Annotated in this window: 14 protein-coding genes, 1 pseudogene and 1 CRISPR repeat array (1 of these 16 running past the window's edge); of the genes and pseudogenes, 12 read left to right on the forward strand and 3 right to left on the reverse strand. The window is 36.7% G+C overall.

The features are described from left to right. Positions 1-1,677: a CRISPR direct-repeat array (repeat unit 47 nt; unit sequence CATGTCAAAGACCGCATTAAATATACAAATTGAAAGCAATTCACAAC) (it extends 371 nt beyond the left edge of the window). A gap of 605 nt (positions 1,678-2,282) precedes the next feature. Then, positions 2,283-2,684, forward strand: coding sequence for a GFA family protein (locus tag ACT29I_RS00225; protein ID WP_430937202.1), 402 nt, complete (start codon positions 2,283-2,285; stop codon positions 2,682-2,684). Positions 2,685-2,983: 299 nt separating this feature from the next. After that, positions 2,984-3,895, forward strand: coding sequence for a TolB family protein (locus ACT29I_RS00230; RefSeq protein WP_430937204.1), 912 nt, complete (start codon positions 2,984-2,986; stop codon positions 3,893-3,895). A 94-nt stretch (positions 3,896-3,989) separates the two neighbouring features. Here the strand turns inward: ACT29I_RS00230 and ACT29I_RS00235 are convergent, their stop codons facing one another. Further along, a complete protein-coding gene (locus ACT29I_RS00235) occupies positions 3,990-4,370 on the reverse strand; it encodes a hypothetical protein (RefSeq protein ID WP_444792442.1) in 381 nt (126 codons plus the stop codon). A 456-nt stretch (positions 4,371-4,826) separates the two neighbouring features. Between ACT29I_RS00235 and ACT29I_RS00240 the strand changes: the two genes are divergently transcribed. The 9 genes and pseudogenes from ACT29I_RS00240 to cas1 all read left to right on the forward strand — a co-directional run bounded on the left by ACT29I_RS00240 (position 4,827) and on the right by cas1 (position 16,831). Further along, a complete protein-coding gene (locus ACT29I_RS00240) occupies positions 4,827-6,953 on the forward strand; it encodes an amino acid permease (protein WP_430937208.1) in 2,127 nt (708 codons plus the stop codon). A 191-nt stretch (positions 6,954-7,144) separates the two neighbouring features. Further along, the gene (locus ACT29I_RS00245; protein ID WP_444792443.1) at positions 7,145-7,684 is read left to right on the forward strand and encodes a hypothetical protein; all 540 of its coding nucleotides are present in this window, start codon (positions 7,145-7,147) and stop codon (positions 7,682-7,684) included. A gap of 658 nt (positions 7,685-8,342) precedes the next feature. Then, positions 8,343-8,921, forward strand: coding sequence for a cytochrome b/b6 domain-containing protein (locus ACT29I_RS00250; RefSeq protein ID WP_444792444.1), 579 nt, complete (start codon positions 8,343-8,345; stop codon positions 8,919-8,921). A 409-nt stretch (positions 8,922-9,330) separates the two neighbouring features. Then, positions 9,331-9,771, forward strand: a pseudogene (locus ACT29I_RS00255) (heme-binding domain-containing protein). Next, positions 9,747-10,733 (forward strand): cation diffusion facilitator family transporter, encoded by a 987-nt coding sequence (locus ACT29I_RS00260; RefSeq protein WP_444792445.1) that lies wholly within the window; start codon positions 9,747-9,749, stop codon positions 10,731-10,733. Before ACT29I_RS00255 ends, ACT29I_RS00260 begins: the two are co-directional and overlap by 25 nt. Before the next feature lie 142 nt (positions 10,734-10,875). Further along, a complete protein-coding gene (locus ACT29I_RS00265) occupies positions 10,876-11,511 on the forward strand; it encodes a hypothetical protein (RefSeq protein WP_444792446.1) in 636 nt (211 codons plus the stop codon). Positions 11,512-11,972: 461 nt separating this feature from the next. Continuing rightward, positions 11,973-13,385: a hypothetical protein gene (locus tag ACT29I_RS00270; RefSeq protein WP_444792447.1), complete on the forward strand. Its 1,413-nt coding sequence runs from the start codon at positions 11,973-11,975 to the stop codon at positions 13,383-13,385. Positions 13,386-14,007: 622 nt separating this feature from the next. After that, on the forward strand, positions 14,008-15,231 hold the full coding sequence (locus tag ACT29I_RS00275) for a DUF6051 family protein (RefSeq protein WP_444792448.1): 1,224 nt from the start codon (positions 14,008-14,010) through the stop codon (positions 15,229-15,231). Between the two features lie 709 nt (positions 15,232-15,940). Continuing rightward, a complete protein-coding gene (gene cas1 / locus ACT29I_RS00280; protein WP_444792449.1) occupies positions 15,941-16,831 on the forward strand; it encodes a type II CRISPR-associated endonuclease Cas1 in 891 nt (296 codons plus the stop codon). A gap of 693 nt (positions 16,832-17,524) precedes the next feature. Here the strand turns inward: cas1 and miaB are convergent. Further along, positions 17,525-18,880, reverse strand: coding sequence for a tRNA (N6-isopentenyl adenosine(37)-C2)-methylthiotransferase MiaB (gene miaB / locus ACT29I_RS00285; RefSeq protein ID WP_444792450.1), 1,356 nt, complete (start codon positions 18,878-18,880; stop codon positions 17,525-17,527). Positions 18,881-18,966: 86 nt separating this feature from the next. Then, on the reverse strand, positions 18,967-19,632 hold the full coding sequence (locus ACT29I_RS00290; protein WP_430935392.1) for a ferredoxin--NADP reductase: 666 nt from the start codon (positions 19,630-19,632) through the stop codon (positions 18,967-18,969). Positions 19,633-19,821: 189 nt separating this feature from the next. On the opposite strand from ACT29I_RS00290, the gene ppk1 reads away from it, so the two are divergent. Continuing rightward, the gene (gene ppk1, locus ACT29I_RS00295) at positions 19,822-21,870 is read left to right on the forward strand and encodes a polyphosphate kinase 1 (RefSeq protein ID WP_430935390.1); all 2,049 of its coding nucleotides are present in this window, start codon (positions 19,822-19,824) and stop codon (positions 21,868-21,870) included. Positions 21,871-22,042 lie beyond the last annotated feature (172 nt).

Here is a 22,042-nt window from a genome sequence, read left to right on the forward strand (position 1 = left end):
ATGCACCTGTTACACATGTCAAAGACCGCATTAAATATACAAATTGAAAGCAATTCACAACCGCATTGGAACGATTTAATAAAGAATAGAACATGTCAAAGACCGCATTAAATATACAAATTGAAAGCAATTCACAACCGCTTTACGAAACTTTACAAATCTAAAGCGCATGTCAAAGACCGCATTAAATATACAAATTGAAAGCAATTCACAACGCATCGTGCAAATTGGCATTATCAGCTTAACATGTCAAAGACCGCATTAAATATACAAATTGAAAGCAATTCACAACGACATATTTACATTTAATTCAACCAACTTTCATGTCAAAGACCGCATTAAATATACAAATTGAAAGCAATTCACAACAAGCAGAAAAAAAGGGGGGAAAGGTAAAATCATGTCAAAGACCGCATTAAATATACAAATTGAAAGCAATTCACAACATAACAAACAAATTAAAATAGTTTGTCATACATGTCAAAGACCGCATTAAATATACAAATTGAAAGCAATTCACAACCAGATCCTGACGATTCTGACAATATAATAACATGTCAAAGACCGCATTAAATATACAAATTGAAAGCAATTCACAACGAGGTGTTGTCTTCATATTCCTCACTGTTACATGTCAAAGACCGCATTAAATATACAAATTGAAAGCAATTCACAACCCTGTCAATACCTATTAATATCATATCTATCATGTCAAAGACCGCATTAAATATACAAATTGAAAGCAATTCACAACATGGTGTCGCTAATGATGACCTATGGGAATCATGTCAAAGACCGCATTAAATATACAAATTGAAAGCAATTCACAACCAAGTTTTGGATTGGAATTTCTTAGGATGCCATGTCAAAGACCGCATTAAATATACAAATTGAAAGCAATTCACAACATACTCAAGCTCGGGTAATCCTTTGAGCCACATGTCAAAGACCGCATTAAATATACAAATTGAAAGCAATTCACAACGCATAGGGGGGCTGATTGCCCCCCTGAGTTCATGTCAAAGACCGCATTAAATATACAAATTGAAAGCAATTCACAACTGGTTGCTGCGAGAAAACAGCAAAAGCCCGCATGTCAAAGACCGCATTAAATATACAAATTGAAAGCAATTCACAACTTATGATCGCCTGTTTTAATCCGGGAGGAACATGTCAAAGACCGCATTAAATATACAAATTGAAAGCAATTCACAACACTTTGTTCAGAACCCCCATTAAATTGCTGCATGTCAAAGACCGCATTAAATATACAAATTGAAAGCAATTCACAACAAGGATGCCAGGGGGAAATAAAAATATAAACATGTCAAAGACCGCATTAAATATACAAATTGAAAGCAATTCACAACTACATATGATTTGACGTTTTTTGGATATGCATGTCAAAGACCGCATTAAATATACAAATTGAAAGCAATTCACAACTCTGGCACATCGGTGTATTCAAATGTATTACATGTCAAAGACCGCATTAAATATACAAATTGAAAGCAATTCACAACTATACCTGTTGTTATGCCTATGTTTGCCGACATGTCAAAGACCGCATTAAATATACAAATTGAAAGCAATTCACAACTCAACCTATGGACTTTATTCTCCGACGGTACATGTCAAAGACCGCATTAAATATACAAATTGAAAGCAATTCACAATGGGTTTATTTAGTTCTATAATCGGCACCATGTCAAAGACCGCATTAAATATACAAATTGAAAGCAATTCACAACCGAAAAGGATGAAGAAGAAAATTAAAATCACATGTCAAAGACCGCATTAAATATACAAATTGAATTGGAGCTTTAGCGTAAATCAATGAATACCTATAGAAGATAATATTCTACGAATTAAAGCAATTCACTGTTTGTTCAAATATAAGGAGAAGTCACGTGTGGTTCTAATAGCAAATGAACTGTACATGTACTGGGAGGATGTACATGAAAAGCAAAAGAAGAACTCTATCGGTAAGCCCTAGCGCCTATGCTGAAGCTACAGCGTAAGCATATGAGGGAAGACTTCACAGCCTGTCCACGAACATCGGGATACGGTTTGAAGAAGGGGGTGCTGATAGTTTGCATATAACTATTACTTTTATAGTAATTTATTAGAGTAAGCCATCAGGCTCTACTCTAATGCCTAATATAAACAGAAAGACGCGCGTTTCTTAAGGAAAAAATTGGAAAGTGTAAACGAAAAAAAAACAGGAAATACTGTGAAATGGATTATAACCAAATTCATTATTTAAAAAAGTGATTTATCAAATGGAATACTTGGGTTCATGTTTATGCAAAGGAATAAAATTTAAAGTTAAAGGTGACTTTGACAGTTTTTATTTATGCCATTGCAGATATTGTAGGAAAGACACAGGGTCTGCTCATGCTGCAAATTTGTTTTCCACAACAGCTAAACTAGAATGGATAAAAACGGAAACTGAAATTAAAATATTTCAACCACATAAAAGTAATCATGTGAAAGCTTTTTGTATTAATTGTGGTTCAGCCCTGCCCAATTTGCAAATGGACGGTAAACTTTTAGTAGTACCAGCAGGATGTTTAGATACTACATTGGAAAAACGACCTAATGCACATATTTTTATCTCAAATAAAGCAAGTTGGGATGAATCGTTGGAAGCAATAAATAAATTTGGACGCTTCCCTGAATAAGAAAAAAAAGAAATTTGCTCCTGTTTTTTTTCAAATAGACATGGAGAAACACTTTAATGGAGATTAATATAGAAGGGAAATTGAAAAAACTATGCCCAATAAATAAAGGGCATGGGCTGGTCGCATAAATTTGGGAGTTTTTCTCTTTAAATAAGTTCACCGAAGCTTTTGCTTCGGCTGGTTAAAAGAATAAATTTATAACCAAAACCTTAGCTTCGGCTAGGTGGGATTTTGGCAGTTTGGCTTTTCAAATTAGCCACACCCTTATTAATAATATTGGCAGCAAGCAATACAAAATTATGAACACATTTAAATTTTTGATATTCCTTTTAATTTTTATCTCTTGCAATGAGACTAAAAAAGAAAAACCAAATAATGAAGAACAATCATCTGAACAAGAAATTGCATTTGTAACTAATAGAGATGGCAACTCTGAAATATATATAATGGATATAAATGGAGATAATGTGCGAAATATTACAAAAAATGATTCTCTTGACTTTAGTCCTTCTTGGTCAGGTGATGGGCAAAATCTTTATTTCTATTCAAAAAGAGATGGTAATGCAGAAATATATACAATTAATTCTGATGGAACTGAATTAAAGCGACTAACAAATCATCCTACAACAGATGTACTTCCTGAATTATCGCCTGTTGGAGAAACAATTGTATTTATGAGTGAAAGGGATTCTCTTTCCAGGAACATTTATCTTATGAACAAAGACGGCTCGAATATTAGGCAATTAACAAGAAATAAATTTTACGAAGAAAGTCCTAGTTGGTCTAATGATGGTCAGAAAATTTTATTCACCAGACAATTGCGCGATTCAGCAGACACTTCTCACGCTGCCAATGGTGAAATACATATAATGGATGTCAATGGCGAAAATGTCAAAAGACTAACTAACAAAATTGGTTACGATTCTGGAGCCAAATTTTCACCCAACGGAAAACAAATTGCTTTTTATGGAATCAATGATAATAACTGGGACTTATTTATAATGAATTCCGATGGAACTAATTTGCTCAACCTGACCTATGATAGTATTGAATGCTATTCACCAGATTGGTCAGCAGATGGACAATGGCTTGTTTATACAGCAGGTAGTAAAGGGATTTACAATATTTGGAAAATAAATATTAGCACAAAAGAACGAATTCAATTAACCAATACGAACAGTAGAAATGAGAGTCCTGTTTGGAAAAAATAGCCAGGCGCCGATAAATAGGAATAGGAGAGGTCTGCAAGACCCCGCGATTATTCCAGGTTGAACTACAACCCGGTTTAGATACCTGCCAGGTATTTTAACCTAATGGCCATAGTCGGGGAGAGTGGCACAATCCGGTCTTTTTTATACTTGCTCTGTCGGATATGGATGGTCTGCCGTTCAAAATCCATATCTCCAATTTTGAATTTATGACTTCCTTTCCGTGCAGCCCGGCCGAATAAATGCGTGTCAGAACGGTGCGCTGTTTCAAAAGCAAAGGGGTGCGGAAAAACGCTTTGAGTCCGGACCGGTTAAGGATCACCGGTAGTTTCGTGTCCCGTTTCAATTCGGGCAAGGCCTTAAAATGAATCACAAACAGCGCTAACCTTCTGCCATAATTTTGCAAGGTACTCTTGCTTTTGCCGCGCAGTTCAACCTGGGTTTCAGGTTTCTGTAAAACCTTTTTAAATACAGGCACATGGCAATGGCCTTTTCCAAAATTGTAAGTGATGTTTTCATTCTCATAACAGTAATTTTTTATGCGATAAATAATTATTGTTATACGGCAAGCAAAGAAGGGTGATTAATTGCCATATTGCATAGTTAACTCGTGTGGGTTTTGTTCAACACTGTAGATAAAACATTTGGCGGATAGTGCTAATTTTAAGTATATTGCATTTAACAAACATTGGAATGGTTGATGGGAAATCTTATTGAAATGCCAAACGTTTCATATACTTGTCTGTTGTAGGCCGCATACAACAAGACCTTGCAACTATGGAACGAAATGAAAATTAATAAAACCGGATTTTTGAAAAGAAACCAGAGAAGAGAAAGGATACATAAAATTTTAATCGAGCACCTTTCAAAAATGTAATTTATCCTTATCTTTTAAAGAACTAATGATTAAAATAAAAGTCTCAATTTTTTGACCATGAGAAATAAACTAAAAAAAGATTTAGGATTGTTCGATGTTTTTGCCATTAGCACCGGGGCAATGTTCAGTTCCGGGTTCTTTTTGCTACCAGGCATTGCTGCGCATTACACAGGACCATCCGTATTTTTGGCTTATTTACTTGCTGGCATATTAATATTGCCGGCCATGTTTAGCATTGCCGAAGTTTCTACTGCCTTACCTCGCTCAGGAGGAGCGTATTTCTTTCTGGACAGAAGTTTAGGCCCAATAATGGGAACAATTGGTGGCTTAGGTACATATTTTGCTTTAATGTTAAAAACAGCTTTTGCAATCATCGGTATCGGTGCATATGCTGCTGTTTTCTGGGATATCCCAACAAAAACAGTTGCCATAATTGCCACGCTTTTCTTTATGGTTTTAAATTTAGTAGGCGCAAAAAAAACTTCTGCCTTCCAAAAAATATTTGTAATATTTCTTTTAGTTATCTTAATTACTTTTATTGCCGACGGACTTTTTTCCATATTCACAATAGAATCCATAAAAAATCAATCATTTGGTTCCCAGTTTACCCCATTCTTTTCAAATGGGATTGGGGGTATGTTCACAACAATAGGTTTTGTTTTTGTTTCATATCTGGGATTAACCCAAATTGCAAGTGTTGCAGAGGAGGTTAAAAATCCTGAAAGAAATATCCCCTTGGGAATGATATTGTCTTTAGTTGTTACAGGACTAATTTATGGTTTGGGTGTTTTTATTATGGTTGCCGTTATTGAGCCAACCTCATTTGCCAATGATATGGCTCCGGCAGCTACTGCTGCTAAACAAATTTTTAAATGGTTGCCCGATCATGCAGGAGTATGGTTGATGTCAATTGCTGCTCTTGCCGCGTTTGCTTCAACAGGAAATGCAGGACTTTTATCAGCATCACGCTATCCCTTTGCAATGGGGCGTGATAAATTGCTTCCTGCTGTTTTGTCAAGGATTGGGGGGAAAGGAACTCCAATATTAGCTATATTGCTTACAACAGCTTTAATTATCTTATTCATCCTAATATTGTCTGAAGAAGGAATTGTAAAACTGGCAAGCACCTTCCAGCTGCTTATTTTCATTTTCATCAATTTCTCTGTTATTGTTTTCCGAAATAGTAAAATAGAATCATACGACCCGGGATATTTGTCTCCCCTTTATCCTTTTATGCAAATTATTGGGATTGTTATTTCGATTATACTCATTATTTATTTAGGGTGGATGCCAATTCTTTTTACCACTGGTGTAGTTGTAGTGGGGCTACTTTGGTATCATTTTCACTCCCGCGGAAAAGTAAAACGAGAAGGAGCAATATTTCACTGGTTTGCACTATTGGGTAAATATCAATACGACGAATTGGAAAATGAGTTAATGACGATATTAAAAGAAAAAGGCCTTCGTGAAGGTGACCCTTTTGATGAAACTGTTATTAAGTCGAAGATAAAAATATTAAAAGAAGCTACCGATTTTGAGGAAATATTAAGTAATGTTTCCGATAATTTTTGTGCGAAATTAGAGACATGTAAAGAAGAAGTTACACATAAATTTACCCATTCATTGCCCGAAGAGTCAGTAATAACCTTACCCGGTGTTTTGGTTTTTCATGCTAAGTTCAAGAGTGTTTTGCACCCTTCGATGCAAATAATTGTTTCCAATACTGCTATTGATTGCACAATGCTATTTAAAGACAATGAATTAAAAACGCCAATACACATCTGTGTTTTTTTAATTAATTCCGACGAAAATCCTAAACAACAGCTACGTATGTTATCCCGACTCCTCGATATTTTAGAAAGAGAACACCTTGTGAAAGCGATACTAAATATGAATAGCCATAGAGAAATTAAGGAATATATGTTGCAAAATGAGCGTTTTGTGAGCATAAAACTATTAAAGGGAACACCACAAGAGGTAATGATTGGTCGTCAATTAAAAGAAATTCAGCTTCCCAAGGATGTTTTAGTTGCCTTAGTTGAAAGAAATAATAAAACTTTTACTCCTAATGGTTCTACAACTTTAATGACTAATGATGTTCTAACCATACTTGGAGAAATTAAATCCATTTCAAAATTATACAGAGAGTATATGAGTTATGAAATTGAAAAATTAGATACTTAAAAGTACAAAGTACGACGGCACAATAAATAGGAATATCGAGCGGTCTGCAAGACCCAGCGATTATTCCAGGTTGAACGACAACCCGGTTTAGATACCTGCCAGGTATTTTAATCGTTTTTTTTGTGTTTTTTATGTCTCAGGAATGCTAGATGCTACTTTCTTATTCAATAACCTTTCAAAATGTAATAGACATGAAAAATCACCTTTTTACTATTCTGACATTAATGCTGTTATTAAATGTAAATGTTGTTATTGCACAAGAAGACGATTCCAGCAGATTTAATCTAATGAAAGCCCCAATCGAAAAAGCTGCGAGAAACGCAGTTTGGAGAACAGACTTTTATATATGCACTGGAATAGCATATGCAAAAAGTGCAGGAAGAACTACGGATGATTTTATGAAATTTGTTGCTGATACACATGTTAATACCTTGAACTCAATAAAAGGTAAAGGACTTGAGCCCATTATTAACTTAGCAAATTTTTTAATTACTAGCTATCCGGATGGAACATTTGAAATTATTTCGGAATCTCCGTCAACAGTTAAGTATAAAACCAACAGACCTTATATCTCATATTTTACGAAAGGATATATGGTTGGGGTAACAATTGATGAGTTTGAAAAATGTTTGTGGGGGCACTTCAAATTAATGCTTAAATCATTGGGAATTGATTTTGATTATCACATTGAAGGGGATTTTGTTGAAGCAGAGGTTACTTTAATGGAATAATATTTATGGTTAAACGGCACACAATGCACTGGTATAGGGTATATACAGTTAGTTATTTCTTGGGAGTTAAGTGGGACTATCGACCACCGCCAAATCTTTAGAGATGCGAATATGGAATTGATACTATCCGTGCTGGCTTTGTCCTATTTGGCTGAAATAATTAAGTAGTTGATTCTAAATGTCGCTATATGTTTGTTCAACCCGCAATATGCATTAGAAATTCTATTACACATTGAAATTACTTTTATACAAGACACTTCGTTGCATCACTTCAACTCATCAGAACGGTGCTCCTGAAAGTAATCGGGACAAGTGATGCCTCGTTTCAGTAATGCCTTGGTTTATTGTACTTGCAATGCTCATGACGAACCTCCAATACATAATCCGGGTTCAAATATGAAGAGAAATCACAAGTGGTTCATTCAGCTAATGAACTTTACATGTGCCGGGTAGATTCATGTGAAAAGCAAATAGAGAACTCTATCGGTAAGCCGTAGCGCCTATGCTGAAACTTCAGTGTAAGTATATGAGGGAATACTTCACGTGCGGTTTGATGCAGGGGGCGCTGATAGTTTACTTATTATTGTTACTTTTAGTGGTATTAATTAGGGTAAGTTACCAGGCTCTATTCTACTGCTTCATACAAAAAACAAACATTATGAAAAAAACAAAGTATCCTAAAATATATCGAATAATTCATTGGGCCATAGCGATATCATTTCTGCTATTGTTATTAACGATATTTCTACGATTGACGTGGCTGAACAAGTTTAATGTTGCAGCTATAATACAGGACTACCTGAATACTACCGACCAGATGTTATCTCAGGAACAGCTCATAGTTTTAGCAAAAAAGATAAGACAACCAATGTGGGATTGGCATTTTTATATTGGTTATGTACTAGTTGGACTATTTAGTATTCGTTTCACACTTCCTGCATTAGGACATATGAAGTTCCAAAATCCTTTGACCAAAGATTTATCCTTAAAGGAAAAATTTAAGAAATGGACGTACCTCATTTTTTATGTCTGTGTTATCATTTCTCTTTCAACTGGACTTATTATAGAATGGGGACCAAAAGAACTAAAGAAACCAATGGAAGAAATCCATATCCTTGGTATTTATTACTTGGTAGCGTTTGTTGTTATTCATTTGGCAGGGATATTAATAGCGGAATTTACAGACCAAAAAGGAATTGTTTCACGAATAGTAAGTGGAACAAAGGAGAACGATTAAAAAGTACGAAACCACAATATTGGCTATGGTAAATGTGGGCATATTGCTCCAAAATGAATGTGTTACAACTAAATAAACTTACGGTATCTGGAGCGGAAAACGGTTTCGAAATCCCGATCTTGCTATAACCAGGGCCGTTGTGCTTCTGGAGCAAATGGGAGATGCATTCACTTTTTTTATCGTCTTTTTGGGCCCTAAAAACGGGTAAAAGTCCTCATGTAAGCACATGGATTCAAATAAATACCCACTACACATTATTTCCAATACACTATCAAACTATCTATATTTAACAAAAATAATGACAATATAAATAGTTTTTAGACAGACTGACGTTGCCTGTAATTTAAACATAGACATCACAACTGCGAAAAAGAAACTAATAATTTTAATTCCGACTATTATAGTATTAATCCAATTCATAAGGATTAATACTAATAATGCTGAAAGTATTGTAAGTAATGACTTTTTAAATTTGACAACTGCCCCCAAGGAAATTAAAAATATCCTGAATAATTCTTGTTATGACTGTCATCCCAATCAAACGAAATATCCATGGTATTCAAACATAGCATCTGTTTCTTGGATGTTGAATAACCATGTAAAAGAGTGACGTGAACATTTAAACTTCTCAAAATGGGGTGAATATTCAATAGGCAAGCAAATCTCGCTAACGAAAGAATGTATGGAAGAAATTCAAGATAATAAGATGCCTTTAAAATCTTATTTATTAATTCACTCAAACGCTAAACTTACTTCAAAATCAGAGCAATTATTGGTAAATTGGCTGAATATTTCGGACAAAATAATTAGGTTTAAAATGAAATTATGGAATCCTCAAACCCTGCTATAAAATTCACAGTTCAAAAAAGGATTGTAATTATTTCCGTAGTTCTCTTTGTTGGAAAAATAGCAGCATATTTTCTTACAAATTCAGTCGGTATATTAACCGATGCATTAGAAAGTACTGTTAATGTACTTACTGGTTTTATTAGTTTGTACAGCATTGGAGTTTCGTTAAAGCCAAAAGATGCAAACCATCCCTTTGGACATGGGAAAGTTGAATCTATATCTGCTTCGGTTGAAGGATCTCTTATTATTTTGGCAGGATTAATAATTATTTTTGAAGCGATAAAACGGTTATTTAGTCCAGTTGAAATACAACAATTAGATGTTGGAATAATGATTATAGCAGTAGCCGGTATCATGAATTACATACTCGGTTTTTATAGTATAAAAACGGGAAGAAAGCACAATTCAATAGCTCTGGTTGCTGGAGGTAAACACTTGCAATCCGATACGTATTCAACAATTGGGTTGGTAGTGGGCTTAAGTTTACTTTTAATAACAAAAATCGCGTGGCTGGACAGTGTTATTGCGTTGCTTTTTGGTTCTATCATAATATTTACTGGCTATAAAATATTGAAGGAAACAACCTCAAATTTAATGGATCAAGCAGATATTAAAATATTGAAAGAACTAATCGGACTTTTATCCAAGAATAAATCAGAATGCTGGATAAATATACATAATCTAAAACTGTTGAAATATGGGGACTCATTGCACATTGATTGTGATATAACTCTACCATGGTATATGAATATTTTGGAAGCACACAAACAAAGTGAATCAATAATGTCAATCATATCTGAAAATTATCAGCATAGTATTGATTTTACAATTCATACAGACGCATGTAAAACTGATTTATGTAAGCATTGCAGGGTGTCTGATTGTAATTTTCGAAAACATGATTTTATAACAGATTTAGAATGGACATTTGAGGAAAACATAAAAACTACTGGCAATAATTAAGAATATGAGCAGTCTGAAAATCGGAAGTTTTTTTTGGATGGTGAAGTTGCATCAGGTGGACATGTTCACGGTGTGTATTATGCTGAAGACCCCATACTAATGGAATTGGAAACTTTTTCTTTTCATAAATAATAGGAAACATATGGAAGGGCTATGGTCAGGATTTGACTCAGTATATCAGGAAATTACATCCGGAAGGTATGCATTTGAACCTGGTATCAATGATTTTCGGTTAAGGGATGCAGTAAGTAAGGACTTAGCTCGAATACTTGAAATATCCGATGCGGAACTTGGTAAAGACTATCTTGACGAAACGTTTAAAGATAAAATTACATCGGATAATACAATTTTTAGGGTAGCGGAATCCCCTGCCAATGGTCTCATGGGTTTTTGTTACTCTTATATATCCGAAACAGAGGATGTTATTAAAGATTTAGGAATTAATAAACTACCCAAGTATTCAAAAATATCTTCAAAAATGGCGGTATTGAAAACGATTGCTGTGAAATCCGGCATCCAGGACAAAGGAATTGGTTCTGCACTGATGAGGGATTCTCTATGTTTATTCGAAAATAAAAACATAGAATCAGTCTACTGTTTGGCATGGAAGAATAAACAGGGGATAAATATAGGAGGGTTAATGAAATTATATGATTTTAAACTTTATGAGGAGATAACAAACTTTTGGACTGATGGCAGCAAGAAAAACGGCTATTTATGCCCTGAATGCGGCAATCCATGTGAATGTGCAGCCGTGATTTACACAAAAGCTTTATGAATTTTGCCTAATAAAGTGTTTTATGTAATGCGGCAAATTGCAAGTTATAAACGAAATGTTATTAATTAAGTATCGGTGTAAATTGACGATGGAGTGCAGTAAATCCCGCACCACGCATACAAGTGGCCAGGCCGCTAAGAGCGGAAGGCTGTTTATAGGGTAACGTACTCGCTAGCCGGTAGCATTGGGATACAATAATGTAATAGTTGAATATGGCGAATGATTTCTTCTGAAACTTTAAAACATGAAAAATTCCGTTATATAACTGAACCTGTACTATATAATGATGACGAATAGTCATTTAAGTCTTTTGTCTATCGTATGGTAAATTAATAAGTAAAGAAAATTCCGCGTGGAGCGCTTAGTAAGGACAATTAAAAAGAAAAAAAATGATAAATTATGATTGAAGATAATTGCCGCTAAGAAAATGCTAAAGCAGAAAATATTTATTGATGTTTGTTATGACTATGCACGCAATGCCAACATACACTTGCCCCAAACCATCTTTTCCAAAATGGCTGATACCAGGAGTTGTTTTTTACTTGGCCATGGCAAGTTCGTTGATTTGGTCAAGTCTCACCATCACCATCACAGAATCAGAAAGTGACAGAATTATCCTTGACACCTGGACGACATCTTTGATTAAGGATTTAATTAACGGCAATGCCGACCCGGAACTCTATGGAATGATCGCAGGTTCAATTGGCACCCAAATCCTATTTTTTATAGTGGGATGTTTGATTGGGTCTACAGCAGTTGCTATGTTAATTAGAAAAAGAGGTACCAGCACTGCTTCGTACTTCATTAATATGTTTCAGTTGTTCACTGGTTTGGCTTTCTTTTATTATTATCCACGTGATAAAGAATTTAATTATCTATGGTTTGGCTTTGTTTTATGCGTTCCTGCATTATTTCAATATTGGATTCTTACGAAACCGTCTGTACGAAGGTGGTTAAAATCATATGCAATAGAATTTTACAAGATTAACACATCCAATACCTTGATCAGGAAATTCTTAAAACATGCAAGTTTTAGAAAAGGTATGAGCAGCATGGTTCTTGGGTTTGAAGTACTGATTATTATGCTTTCCTTGTATGTTCTTAGTGATGCGCTAGTTAGCTTGTTGTTTATGAAAATTACTGATACTTTTGGCAATTTTATTGAACGTGTTTTTACTTTATTTAGCATCCTTTTATCATTGAGTTATCCCATTATACTGTATCCTGTGATAGGTGTGGTCGCCTTATTTTGGAAAAGACCTTCGCGAATATTACTGCTCCGGCCTTTTCATGCACCGGAAGTAAGTGTTACTCTCAAAAGCATCATTCAGGATACTGTCGGATATTTTGGACACGTATACACCCTGTCCGATGCTGAAATCAGTCAGCCTTGGTATATTAGGTGGCCAGTCGCATTGCCGCAGATGTGGTTACTTCATTTCCATTCATTACACCTGGGTAGATTGGAGTCAGTTATCAAAATGGAAAAGAAGATATGCAAAACAGTTGCCCGAAATATAAATTGGCTTGCCTCTTCAGGAAAACTATTTAAGGTCTCTGCTTCTTCTGAAATGTGGAAGACTTGTGTAACCAGTCTTATTAAAAGGAGTGAGGTGGTTATATTCGATATTTCTTGTCCAAGTGAGAATATTATCTGGGAACTCAATGAGATTCATCACAATAAAAGTAGAAAAAATGTAATTTTTGTGGCCAATATTTCGAATATCAATAAGAGTATGGAATTTCTTGAACTTCAGGGAGTGAATCCAGAATTAGGGATTAACATCTTTTCATACGATGATGAGGGCATGAACTTTTTGGAACAATTCATAAAGCAAGTGGCTTGCATACTATCCAAAAGATCTGCTAATTAAAATAACTAAGTCAATAGATCATCTTGTAAAGCCGGAGGCTAAAAATGAATCATATTGATTTAACCCGAAATATGCATTAGAAATTCTATTACCCATTGAAATTACTTTAAAACAAGACACTTCGTTGCATCACTTTCAACTCACCAGAACGATGCTCCCGAAAGTAATCGGGACAAGTGATGCCTCGTTTCGGTAATGCCTTGTTTTATTGTACTTGCAATGCTCATGACGAACCCCCAATACATAATCCGGGTTTAAAAGACTACCAATCGATAAAACTTTACATACGCAATGGCAGGCAATGGGTTTAGCATCAGTATTTACAGTCGCTCAAACTACGTAACAGTTTGACAGGAAAGTGCCGCGCATTCGGCTACTACGTATACAATTTACCGTTGTGTTTTTAATTTTTCCCAAAACATGATATCTGGAAAAAGACGTATAAGCTCTAAAAAAGAAAACAAGCCCGTTGATTAAACTTAAGTTTTACCTCATTTTAACATTTCAGCTTTCTGGGTATCGATAATAACTTATAGATTTGTAGTACTGCCAACAAAGAATGCTAACTGCAAAATCGAAAATCTTAAAATAATAGCGGATTCAACTATTTAATTCATGAACGATGCTATATAAAGATTTGTATTCGAAACTAAAAGAGGTCGTTGATCAGAATAAAAGTAAAGTGGAATTTGAGAACTATCAAATATCCCGGCTTTCCTTTTGTTCCAATTCTGCTTATGTGTTGCCCGGCGAAGAGGTAAGATATTGCCGGATACACGATAAATATTTTAAGGTGAGTGATCAGGAAAATAACCTGATGGATGATTGCAGCCATGATGTCAACGTCAAGGACGATCGTGTTGAAGAAAATAAATCATTTAATTTTTACCTACTCAAACCAAGGGGCACCCACAAATTAAAAAAGATGGTTTTTTTATTCCACGGATTCAATGAAAAAAGTTGGGATAAATACCTTCCCTGGGGAGCTGCCATTGCCGACAGGTTAAAGTGCGGGGTGGTATTTTTTCCATTGGCTTTTCATATGGACAGGGCTCCGTCGTTGTGGAGTGAGAAAAGAAAGATGTATGAACTGAGTAATAAACGCAAACAACAGTTTCCCAATGTGATTCATTCCACCCTCTCAAATGCGGCGATAAGTGCTCGTATGCAATCATTGCCACAGCGTTTTATCTGCTCGGGGTTGCAAACTTATTACGACATAATGCAGCTGATAGAAGAGCTTAAGTCCGGCAGGATAAGTAATATAGATCCCGATTTCAGTTTTGATATTTTTGCCTATTCCATCGGGGGATTACTGGGTGAAATACTTAAACTGACCAACTATAATGGTTATTTCGACAATGCCAGACTCTGTTTGTTCTGCAGCGGACCGGTTTTTAATCGTTTGTCGCCGGTATCAAAGTATATATTGGATAGCGAGGCCAACGTAGCTTTGTATTCGTACCTGGTGGAGCACTTCGACAAGTTTTTAATAAAGGATGCGTATTTAAACCACTGCCTGAACGGTGACCATAACGAGGGAAAAGTGTTTCGTTCCATGTTGGAATTTAAGAGATTGAGAGAGTACAGGGAATCGTTGTTTAAAGAACATGAAGAACAGATTTATGCTATTGCACTTAAAAAAGATGTAGTGATTCCGGCTTTTGAAGTCATCAATACTTTAAACGGAGCCTACCGCGATATTCAAATAAAAGTAGATGTGATGGACTTTGATTACCCATATACCCATGAAACACCTTTCCCAAACAATCATAAAATAGCGGAAAAAGTATCGAGATCATTTAACGAGGTTTTTGACAAAGTCTGCGGTTTTCTGTCGCAATAGATTAAATGTTTTGTTCGTCCATATTTATTTTATATAACGCCCATGAAACATTTGGGCATAAAAAAGCCTCCCGGCTATGGACAAGAGGCGACACAAATGTTTTCACAATGGACATGGGAAAAGAGTAGGATTTAATACGCATGTCAAAGACCTACGTTAATATACAATTTGAATTGGAGCGTAGCGTAGATCAATGAATATGATTAGCGATTAATATTCAGTGAATTAAAGCAATTCTAAACTGCCTTTGTGAATTTCATCATTTACACCCTTACAGGTTCTCTAAACCTGTAAGGGGTGTAAAAATTTACTGCTATCCCGTAAAGCATTAAACCCGCAATATGCATTACAAAATCTATTACACATTGAAATTGTTTCAAAACAAGACACTCCGCTGCTTCACTTCAACTCACCAGAACGATGAAAACCTAGTAAGATTGCACTTTCAATGTTCACGACGAAGTTCTAATGCATAATCCGGGTTAAACCATCAGTGGCAGGATGTCAGTTCGTTTCAATTGATGACTTTTTACCACTGACCGCTGACCAATAACCGCTGACCAAATAACCGCTAATTGCCAGCCGATCGATTTTTCAGTCACCTAAAAAAAACCTACGTTAGCCGTATGAGAAATGCCATTTGTAAAAGAAAACCAACATGTTAGGTGTTTATATGTATATGTTTATCCTGGAACAAATTTAACATAGCATGAAACAAGAAATAATTTTTATAACAGAAGCTGCATATATTTGCGTAAGACAAGGGCAGTTGGTTGTTCATAACAAGATAGACTTTAATGAATTACTGTTTTTTTTCGAAGACATAGCACTGTTGGTACTCGAAAATCCAAAAATTAATATTACGCTTAAAGCGATACAACATTTAAACCGCAATAATATACCTGTGATCTGCAGCGACGAGAATTTATTTCCGTCTTCCATGTTGATGAACTTGCATGGTAATCAAGTCCAAAATGAATTGTTGCGCCAGCAGCTGAACGCTTCGCTCCCGTTGAGAGAGCAACTATGGCAGCAGACCATGGATAGCAGGAACAACAATCAGTTGGAAATGCTGTATTCAACTGGGAAATCAGGTTTGAATAAACACAATGGTTTTTCGTTCGATAATGCATTGAACGACAATGAGTTTTCCTATCAATCCTATATCAGCACTTTATTTGGAACTGAATTCCAACCGAGCGGTTTACACAGCCTTACTCGCAGTCATTTGGATTATGGGTACGGCATATTAAAAGCTGCCATCACAAATTCATTGGTGGGCGTGGGATTGTTACCAACCATTGGTTTGCAAGGGCAAAATTCGGATGAGGTATATGGTCTGTCGGCGAATGTAATGGAACCCTATAAACCATTTATCGATGAGGTCGTTTATAGGTTTTATGTGTCCGGAGATATTGAAGCAGGGTTAAATCAGGAAAACAAGGTGCAATTACTTGATGTTTTAAATAAAGAGGTAATTGTCGGGGATAAAAAAGAAACGTTGGTGTCGGCCCTGTCAAGAACGACATCTTCTTTGGTAGATTGTTACAGGGGAAACGGGCAAAGGATTATTTATCCGAAGTTTGCTCAGGCAGGTTAAACCCGCAATATGTATTAAAAATGCTATTACACATTGAAATTACTTTAAAACAAGACACTTCGTTGCATCACTTCCACTCACCAGAACGATGTTATGCCTCGTTTCAGTAATGCCTTGTTTTATTGTACTTGCAATGCTCATGACGAACCTCCAATACATAATCCGGGTTAAAATATCAAAAGTGAGTGGATCGCGGACTTACCATGATGTACCCGTATTTTCCTGTAGGTATTAAGTTCGTCAATGAATATGACCTGTTAATGGCAAAAATATGGCCGTTGGTGTATGAATGTAACCTTTTTGGATGGTTGGTGTATACAAGTTTAAATTTGAATAAAGTTGTAATAGACCCAATTGCAATAACTTAGAATTTTAGTTGTGTTGATACTGTTGTAAAAAAGCCCGGTTCTGTGATTGAAACGGGCTTTGTGTTTTTTATATAACAGATTACGAAATGTATCCTTCATCAGTACGTTCTGTTAACCCATAACATACTGATTACTGCCTGAATGAGAAATTTAACCTACAACACTGTTAGTTTGTAGGGCATGCCACGTTACATGTAAACCACAACAATGGCTATTGACCGCTGACGATTAAGCATTGACGAACTGACCACCGTCTACTGGCCCGCCTATCCTTAAATGGTTTATTGTGGCGGGTTTTCGCATTGTTCCAGCTGCCGGCTATGGACTACAGACTGCTAGCTGCCGTCTGAAGGCTGTGCACTAACAATTCCCCTTCCAACGAGAAACGGGCAGCTGCGGTAACTTTCAGTTCAATGATCTGTCCGATCAAAGATTCGTCATTCGATTCAAAACGGATCACTAACTTACCTTCCGTATGGCCTGATAAGTAACCCGCTTTGCGGTCGTGTTCGCGGACCAGCACTTTTACGGTTTTGCCAATCAGTGACTTGTTATATTCAAAGGTGTGTTTCGAAAGTTCTTCGCTTAAAACGGCATACCTTCTTTTCTTTTCTTCCAATGGAATATTGTCTTCCCAACGGTACGATGCGGCTCCGGGACGGGGCGAATACATGGCGATATAGGCCATGTTGTATTTAAACTCCTCCATTACCTTGCGGGTGTTTTCAAACTGCACATCCGATTCATCGGTAAAGCCAACGATGATATCGGTAAACACCGTGGCTTGCGGAAGAATCTCGCGCAGCGCAACCATCGACTCGCGGTACTTGGCCAGCGAGTGTTTGCGGTTCATTTTTATCAAAACCTTTTCATCGCCACTTTGTAACGGGAAATGTATTTGCTTGCCCAAACAATCGTATTTGGCAATGGTATGGAAAATATCTGTAGTCATATCTCTGGGATGCGGCGAGGTGAAGTACACCCAAAATTCGTGATCTATCTCTTCTCCCATCTGCCCCACTTTTTCCAACAGTTCGGGGAAACCGATCTCATCTCCATTTTTATCTAACCCGTAAGAGTTAACGTTCTGTCCGAGTAAAGTGATGGTTTTATATCCTTTTTCCGCCAGGATTCTTACTTCTTCCAGAATTTCTTCCGATGGCCGTGATATTTCCCTGCCGCGTGTATAGGGGACCGCACAATAGGTACAAAACTTGTTACACCCGTTTTGGATAGGAACGAAAGCTTCGAAATTGCTGTCGTACTTGGGTTTCACTTTCCAAAACAATTTGATTTCGTCCACGGCAGATTGCGGTTCCGCTATCAGGGATAGCGGATTGGCAATGCCATATTCGCCCAACATACGTGGCAGTTGAGGCAGTTCTGGCATGGTAAAAACAAGGTCGAACAATTTCAAAAACCTTTCCTTATCGTCGGGCAGCATACAGCCTGAAATAAAAGTGACCAGGTTTTTCTTGTTCTTCCACTTGTTCCATTTGGCTATTCTGGAGTACACCTTATCAATAGCCTTTTGGCGGACCGAACATGCAAGAATCCCTATGAAGTTCGCTTCCTCCTCCGTTTCAACCTTTTCGCAACCTGCCGCATCTAAAACCGATGCTACACGTTCCGAATCACTCATGTTCATTTGACACCCCAGTGTCATTAAAAAGTACTTCACACCTAAAAAATATTAATCTTCAACTTCAACTTCTCCTACTTATCGCTATCACGGCAAACAAATGGTCACCTGATGAATACTAAGGTTTAAAAATAAACCTCCGCATGAATCTGCTCATTGGGTATTCCCTTGTTTTCGAGAATATCATAAGCATCATGTATCATATTACAATTTCCGCACAAATATACTTCAGAATCTTTATCAATCTGTAATTCTTGCAAATAATTTGTTAACCTACCCGTATAATCGCCACTGGTATCCCTGGAAGAACACAGTGTGTACCTGGTGGATTCGTACTCCTCTTTTTCATATCCCTCATCTGCCGATCTTACCCCATGCACCACCTTATAGTTTAATCCTGGGTAAGATTTAACCATGCAATGAAACGGCGAAATGCCCGTGCCGGTGGCAATGAACAAATATTTTTTTTCGAATTTTTCTTTTTTGTTTAGGCCGAAATAACCCACCGGTTCCTCCACCACCACCGAGTCGCCCACTTTTAATTTTTTTAATACCGGCGTAATCAGCCCATTCTGAACCTCCTTTACCAGAATTTCAATGTAAGGAGCATCTTCGGCGCTGTAAATAGAATATTCGCGTGTGTGTATTCCGTTTGGGGGCCCTACGCAAACGTGCTGTCCCGCTGTGAAATCCATATCATTCTTTTCAAACCTAATCACAAAAGTCGAATCGGTTAAGTGTCTTATTTCGAGTATTTCATGTAAGTTTAATCTCTTCCTGCTGGCATTCATATGTGTTTTTTCTTAATTTTAGTTTGTTAATTCCCCGCGGTGGAATCTGTATTACAACCGATAGTTTAATTATTTGTTCATCTTTTTTATCCATGAACAGCAAGCAGGTTCAACAGATATTTGTTATTTTTAGGCTTTCGGCTATGAGGTCAGTATTCAATGGTAAACCCATGTTAAAATATTTTAGGTATGAGCGTACAAAACTTTAGAAGTAAAGAACTTAGTTGGTTGGCATTTAACGAACGTGTATTACAGGAAGCTTCTCGCGATAATGTTCCGCTAATTGAGCGTATAAAGTTTTTAGGAATCTATTCCAATAATATGGATGAGTTTTTCCGTGTTCGCGTGGCCATACTTAAAAGGATTGTTCAGCTCGACAAAAGCACTGTTTTTGAAGGTGGTACCCCTCAGGAAATCTTGAAAGAGATTCACAAGATTGTGATTAAGCAAGGGAAGATGTTTGGTGAAGCCTACGACAGAATTATTGCCGACCTGGCCAGGCAAGATATTTATATTATTAATGAGAACGATCTTACGGAGGATCAAGGGGAGTTTGTTAAAAAATATTTTCGCAAAAAAGTACGTGGTAACCTGATGCCCATCATTGTTAATAAGCGACGCCCACTGCCCGATTTGGCAGATGATGGGATTTATTTGGCGGTCTATTTAAAAGACACGGTTCAAAACAAGGTAAACTACGCCTTGATGGAGATCCCTTCGGTTTTGGATCGCTTTGTTTTGTTACCGTCCAACGATGGTAAAAAGTATGTGATGCTTCTGGATGATGTGATCAGGTATGAGCTGTCCGACATGTTTTACATGTTTAAGTTTGACGAAATCAGTGCATATACTTTTAAACTCACGCGCGATGCAGAATTGGATATTAACGAAGATGTATCGGAAAGCTACGTAAAAAAGATTTCAAAGGGGCTGGAACGGCGAAAAGAAGCCCATCCGGTGCGTTTTGTATATGACGAAATGATGCCCGAGGATATGTTGAATGTATTGTTGAAAAAACTGCGGTATACAACGGACGACTCGGTGATTAAAGGCGGTAGATACCATAACTTCAAGGACTTTATCGGCTTCCCTAAATTCGGAAACAGAAAAATGGTCTATCCCTCTTTGCCTGCTATACCGCATAAGGATATTAAACCGGAATCCTCGCTTTTTTCGGTAATTTCCAAAAAAGATATTCTGCTTCATTATCCATATCATTCCTTTCATCATTTTATCGATTATTTGCGGGAAGCTTCTATCGACCCCTTGGTGCGGGAAATAAAGATTACCATCTATCGCGTGGGATCTAACTCGGCGGTTATGAAAGCCCTTAAAAACGCTGCCCGTAATGGTAAAAAGGTAACTGCCGTAATGGAATTGCAAGCCCGTTTCGACGAAAAAGCAAACATTAAATGGGCCAATACCTTAAAAGATGCAGGGGTAAAGGTGATATTTGGTGTACCGGGATTAAAGGTACATGCCAAAATATGCCAGGTAGTGCGGAAAGAAAGAAGTCGCATGGCCAGTTATGTGTGTGTGGGGACGGGTAACTTTAATGAGGATTCGGCAGGTATTTTTGCCGATCACCTGTTGTTTACCAAACATATTGGAATTGCTAATGAAGTGGGTTCTGTGTTCGATTTTTTCAATAAAAATTATAACATACCCTTCTTTAACCATTTATTGGTTTCTCCCTTTTACCTGCGGAATTCGCTGGAAAACTTTATTGAACGGGAAATAATAAATGCAAGTCAGGGAAAAAAGTCATTTATTTACATTAAGCTAAACAACCTGGTTGATTTTGAGTTAATTCAAATGCTATACAAGGCACGAAAAGCAGGAGTTAAGATTACCCTGAATGTACGAGGTATGTTTTCTGTTTATTCTGAATTTGACAAGCCGGAGAATGCCATTGAATCCATCGGGATAATCGACAGGTTCCTGGAACATTCGCGTATTTTTGTTTTCTGTAATAATGGGGATGAAAAAATGTACATTTCTTCCGCTGATTTGATGACACGGAACCTTGACCGCCGGATTGAGGTTGCCTGCCCTATCTACGACAAAAAACTGAAGCGGGAAATAATGACCCAATTGGAAATGCAGATGAAAGACAATTGCTCCGCCCGCGTTTTAAATAATGAGATGGATAATAAAATCAGGAAAATAAAAGGAAGTAAGGAAGAATACCGTTCGCAACTTGAATTTTATAAATGGTTGGGTGAGGTGAAGGAGTAAAAGTTTATGGCGGTAGCATATAGGCTTAAGGTAATTGTGTAGTTATCGTATTTTTTCAATACCTGCCACAATTCATCAACGTTAAACGATAGAAAAGTTTTTCCATTGAGATTTGTCATTGAACAGTCTCTATCTTATCCCCACCTTTACTGCTGTAAATTACTATTGACTA

The organism is Saccharicrinis sp. GN24d3 (assembly GCF_052400645.1).
Lineage (GTDB): Bacteria > Bacteroidota > Bacteroidia > Bacteroidales > Marinilabiliaceae > Saccharicrinis.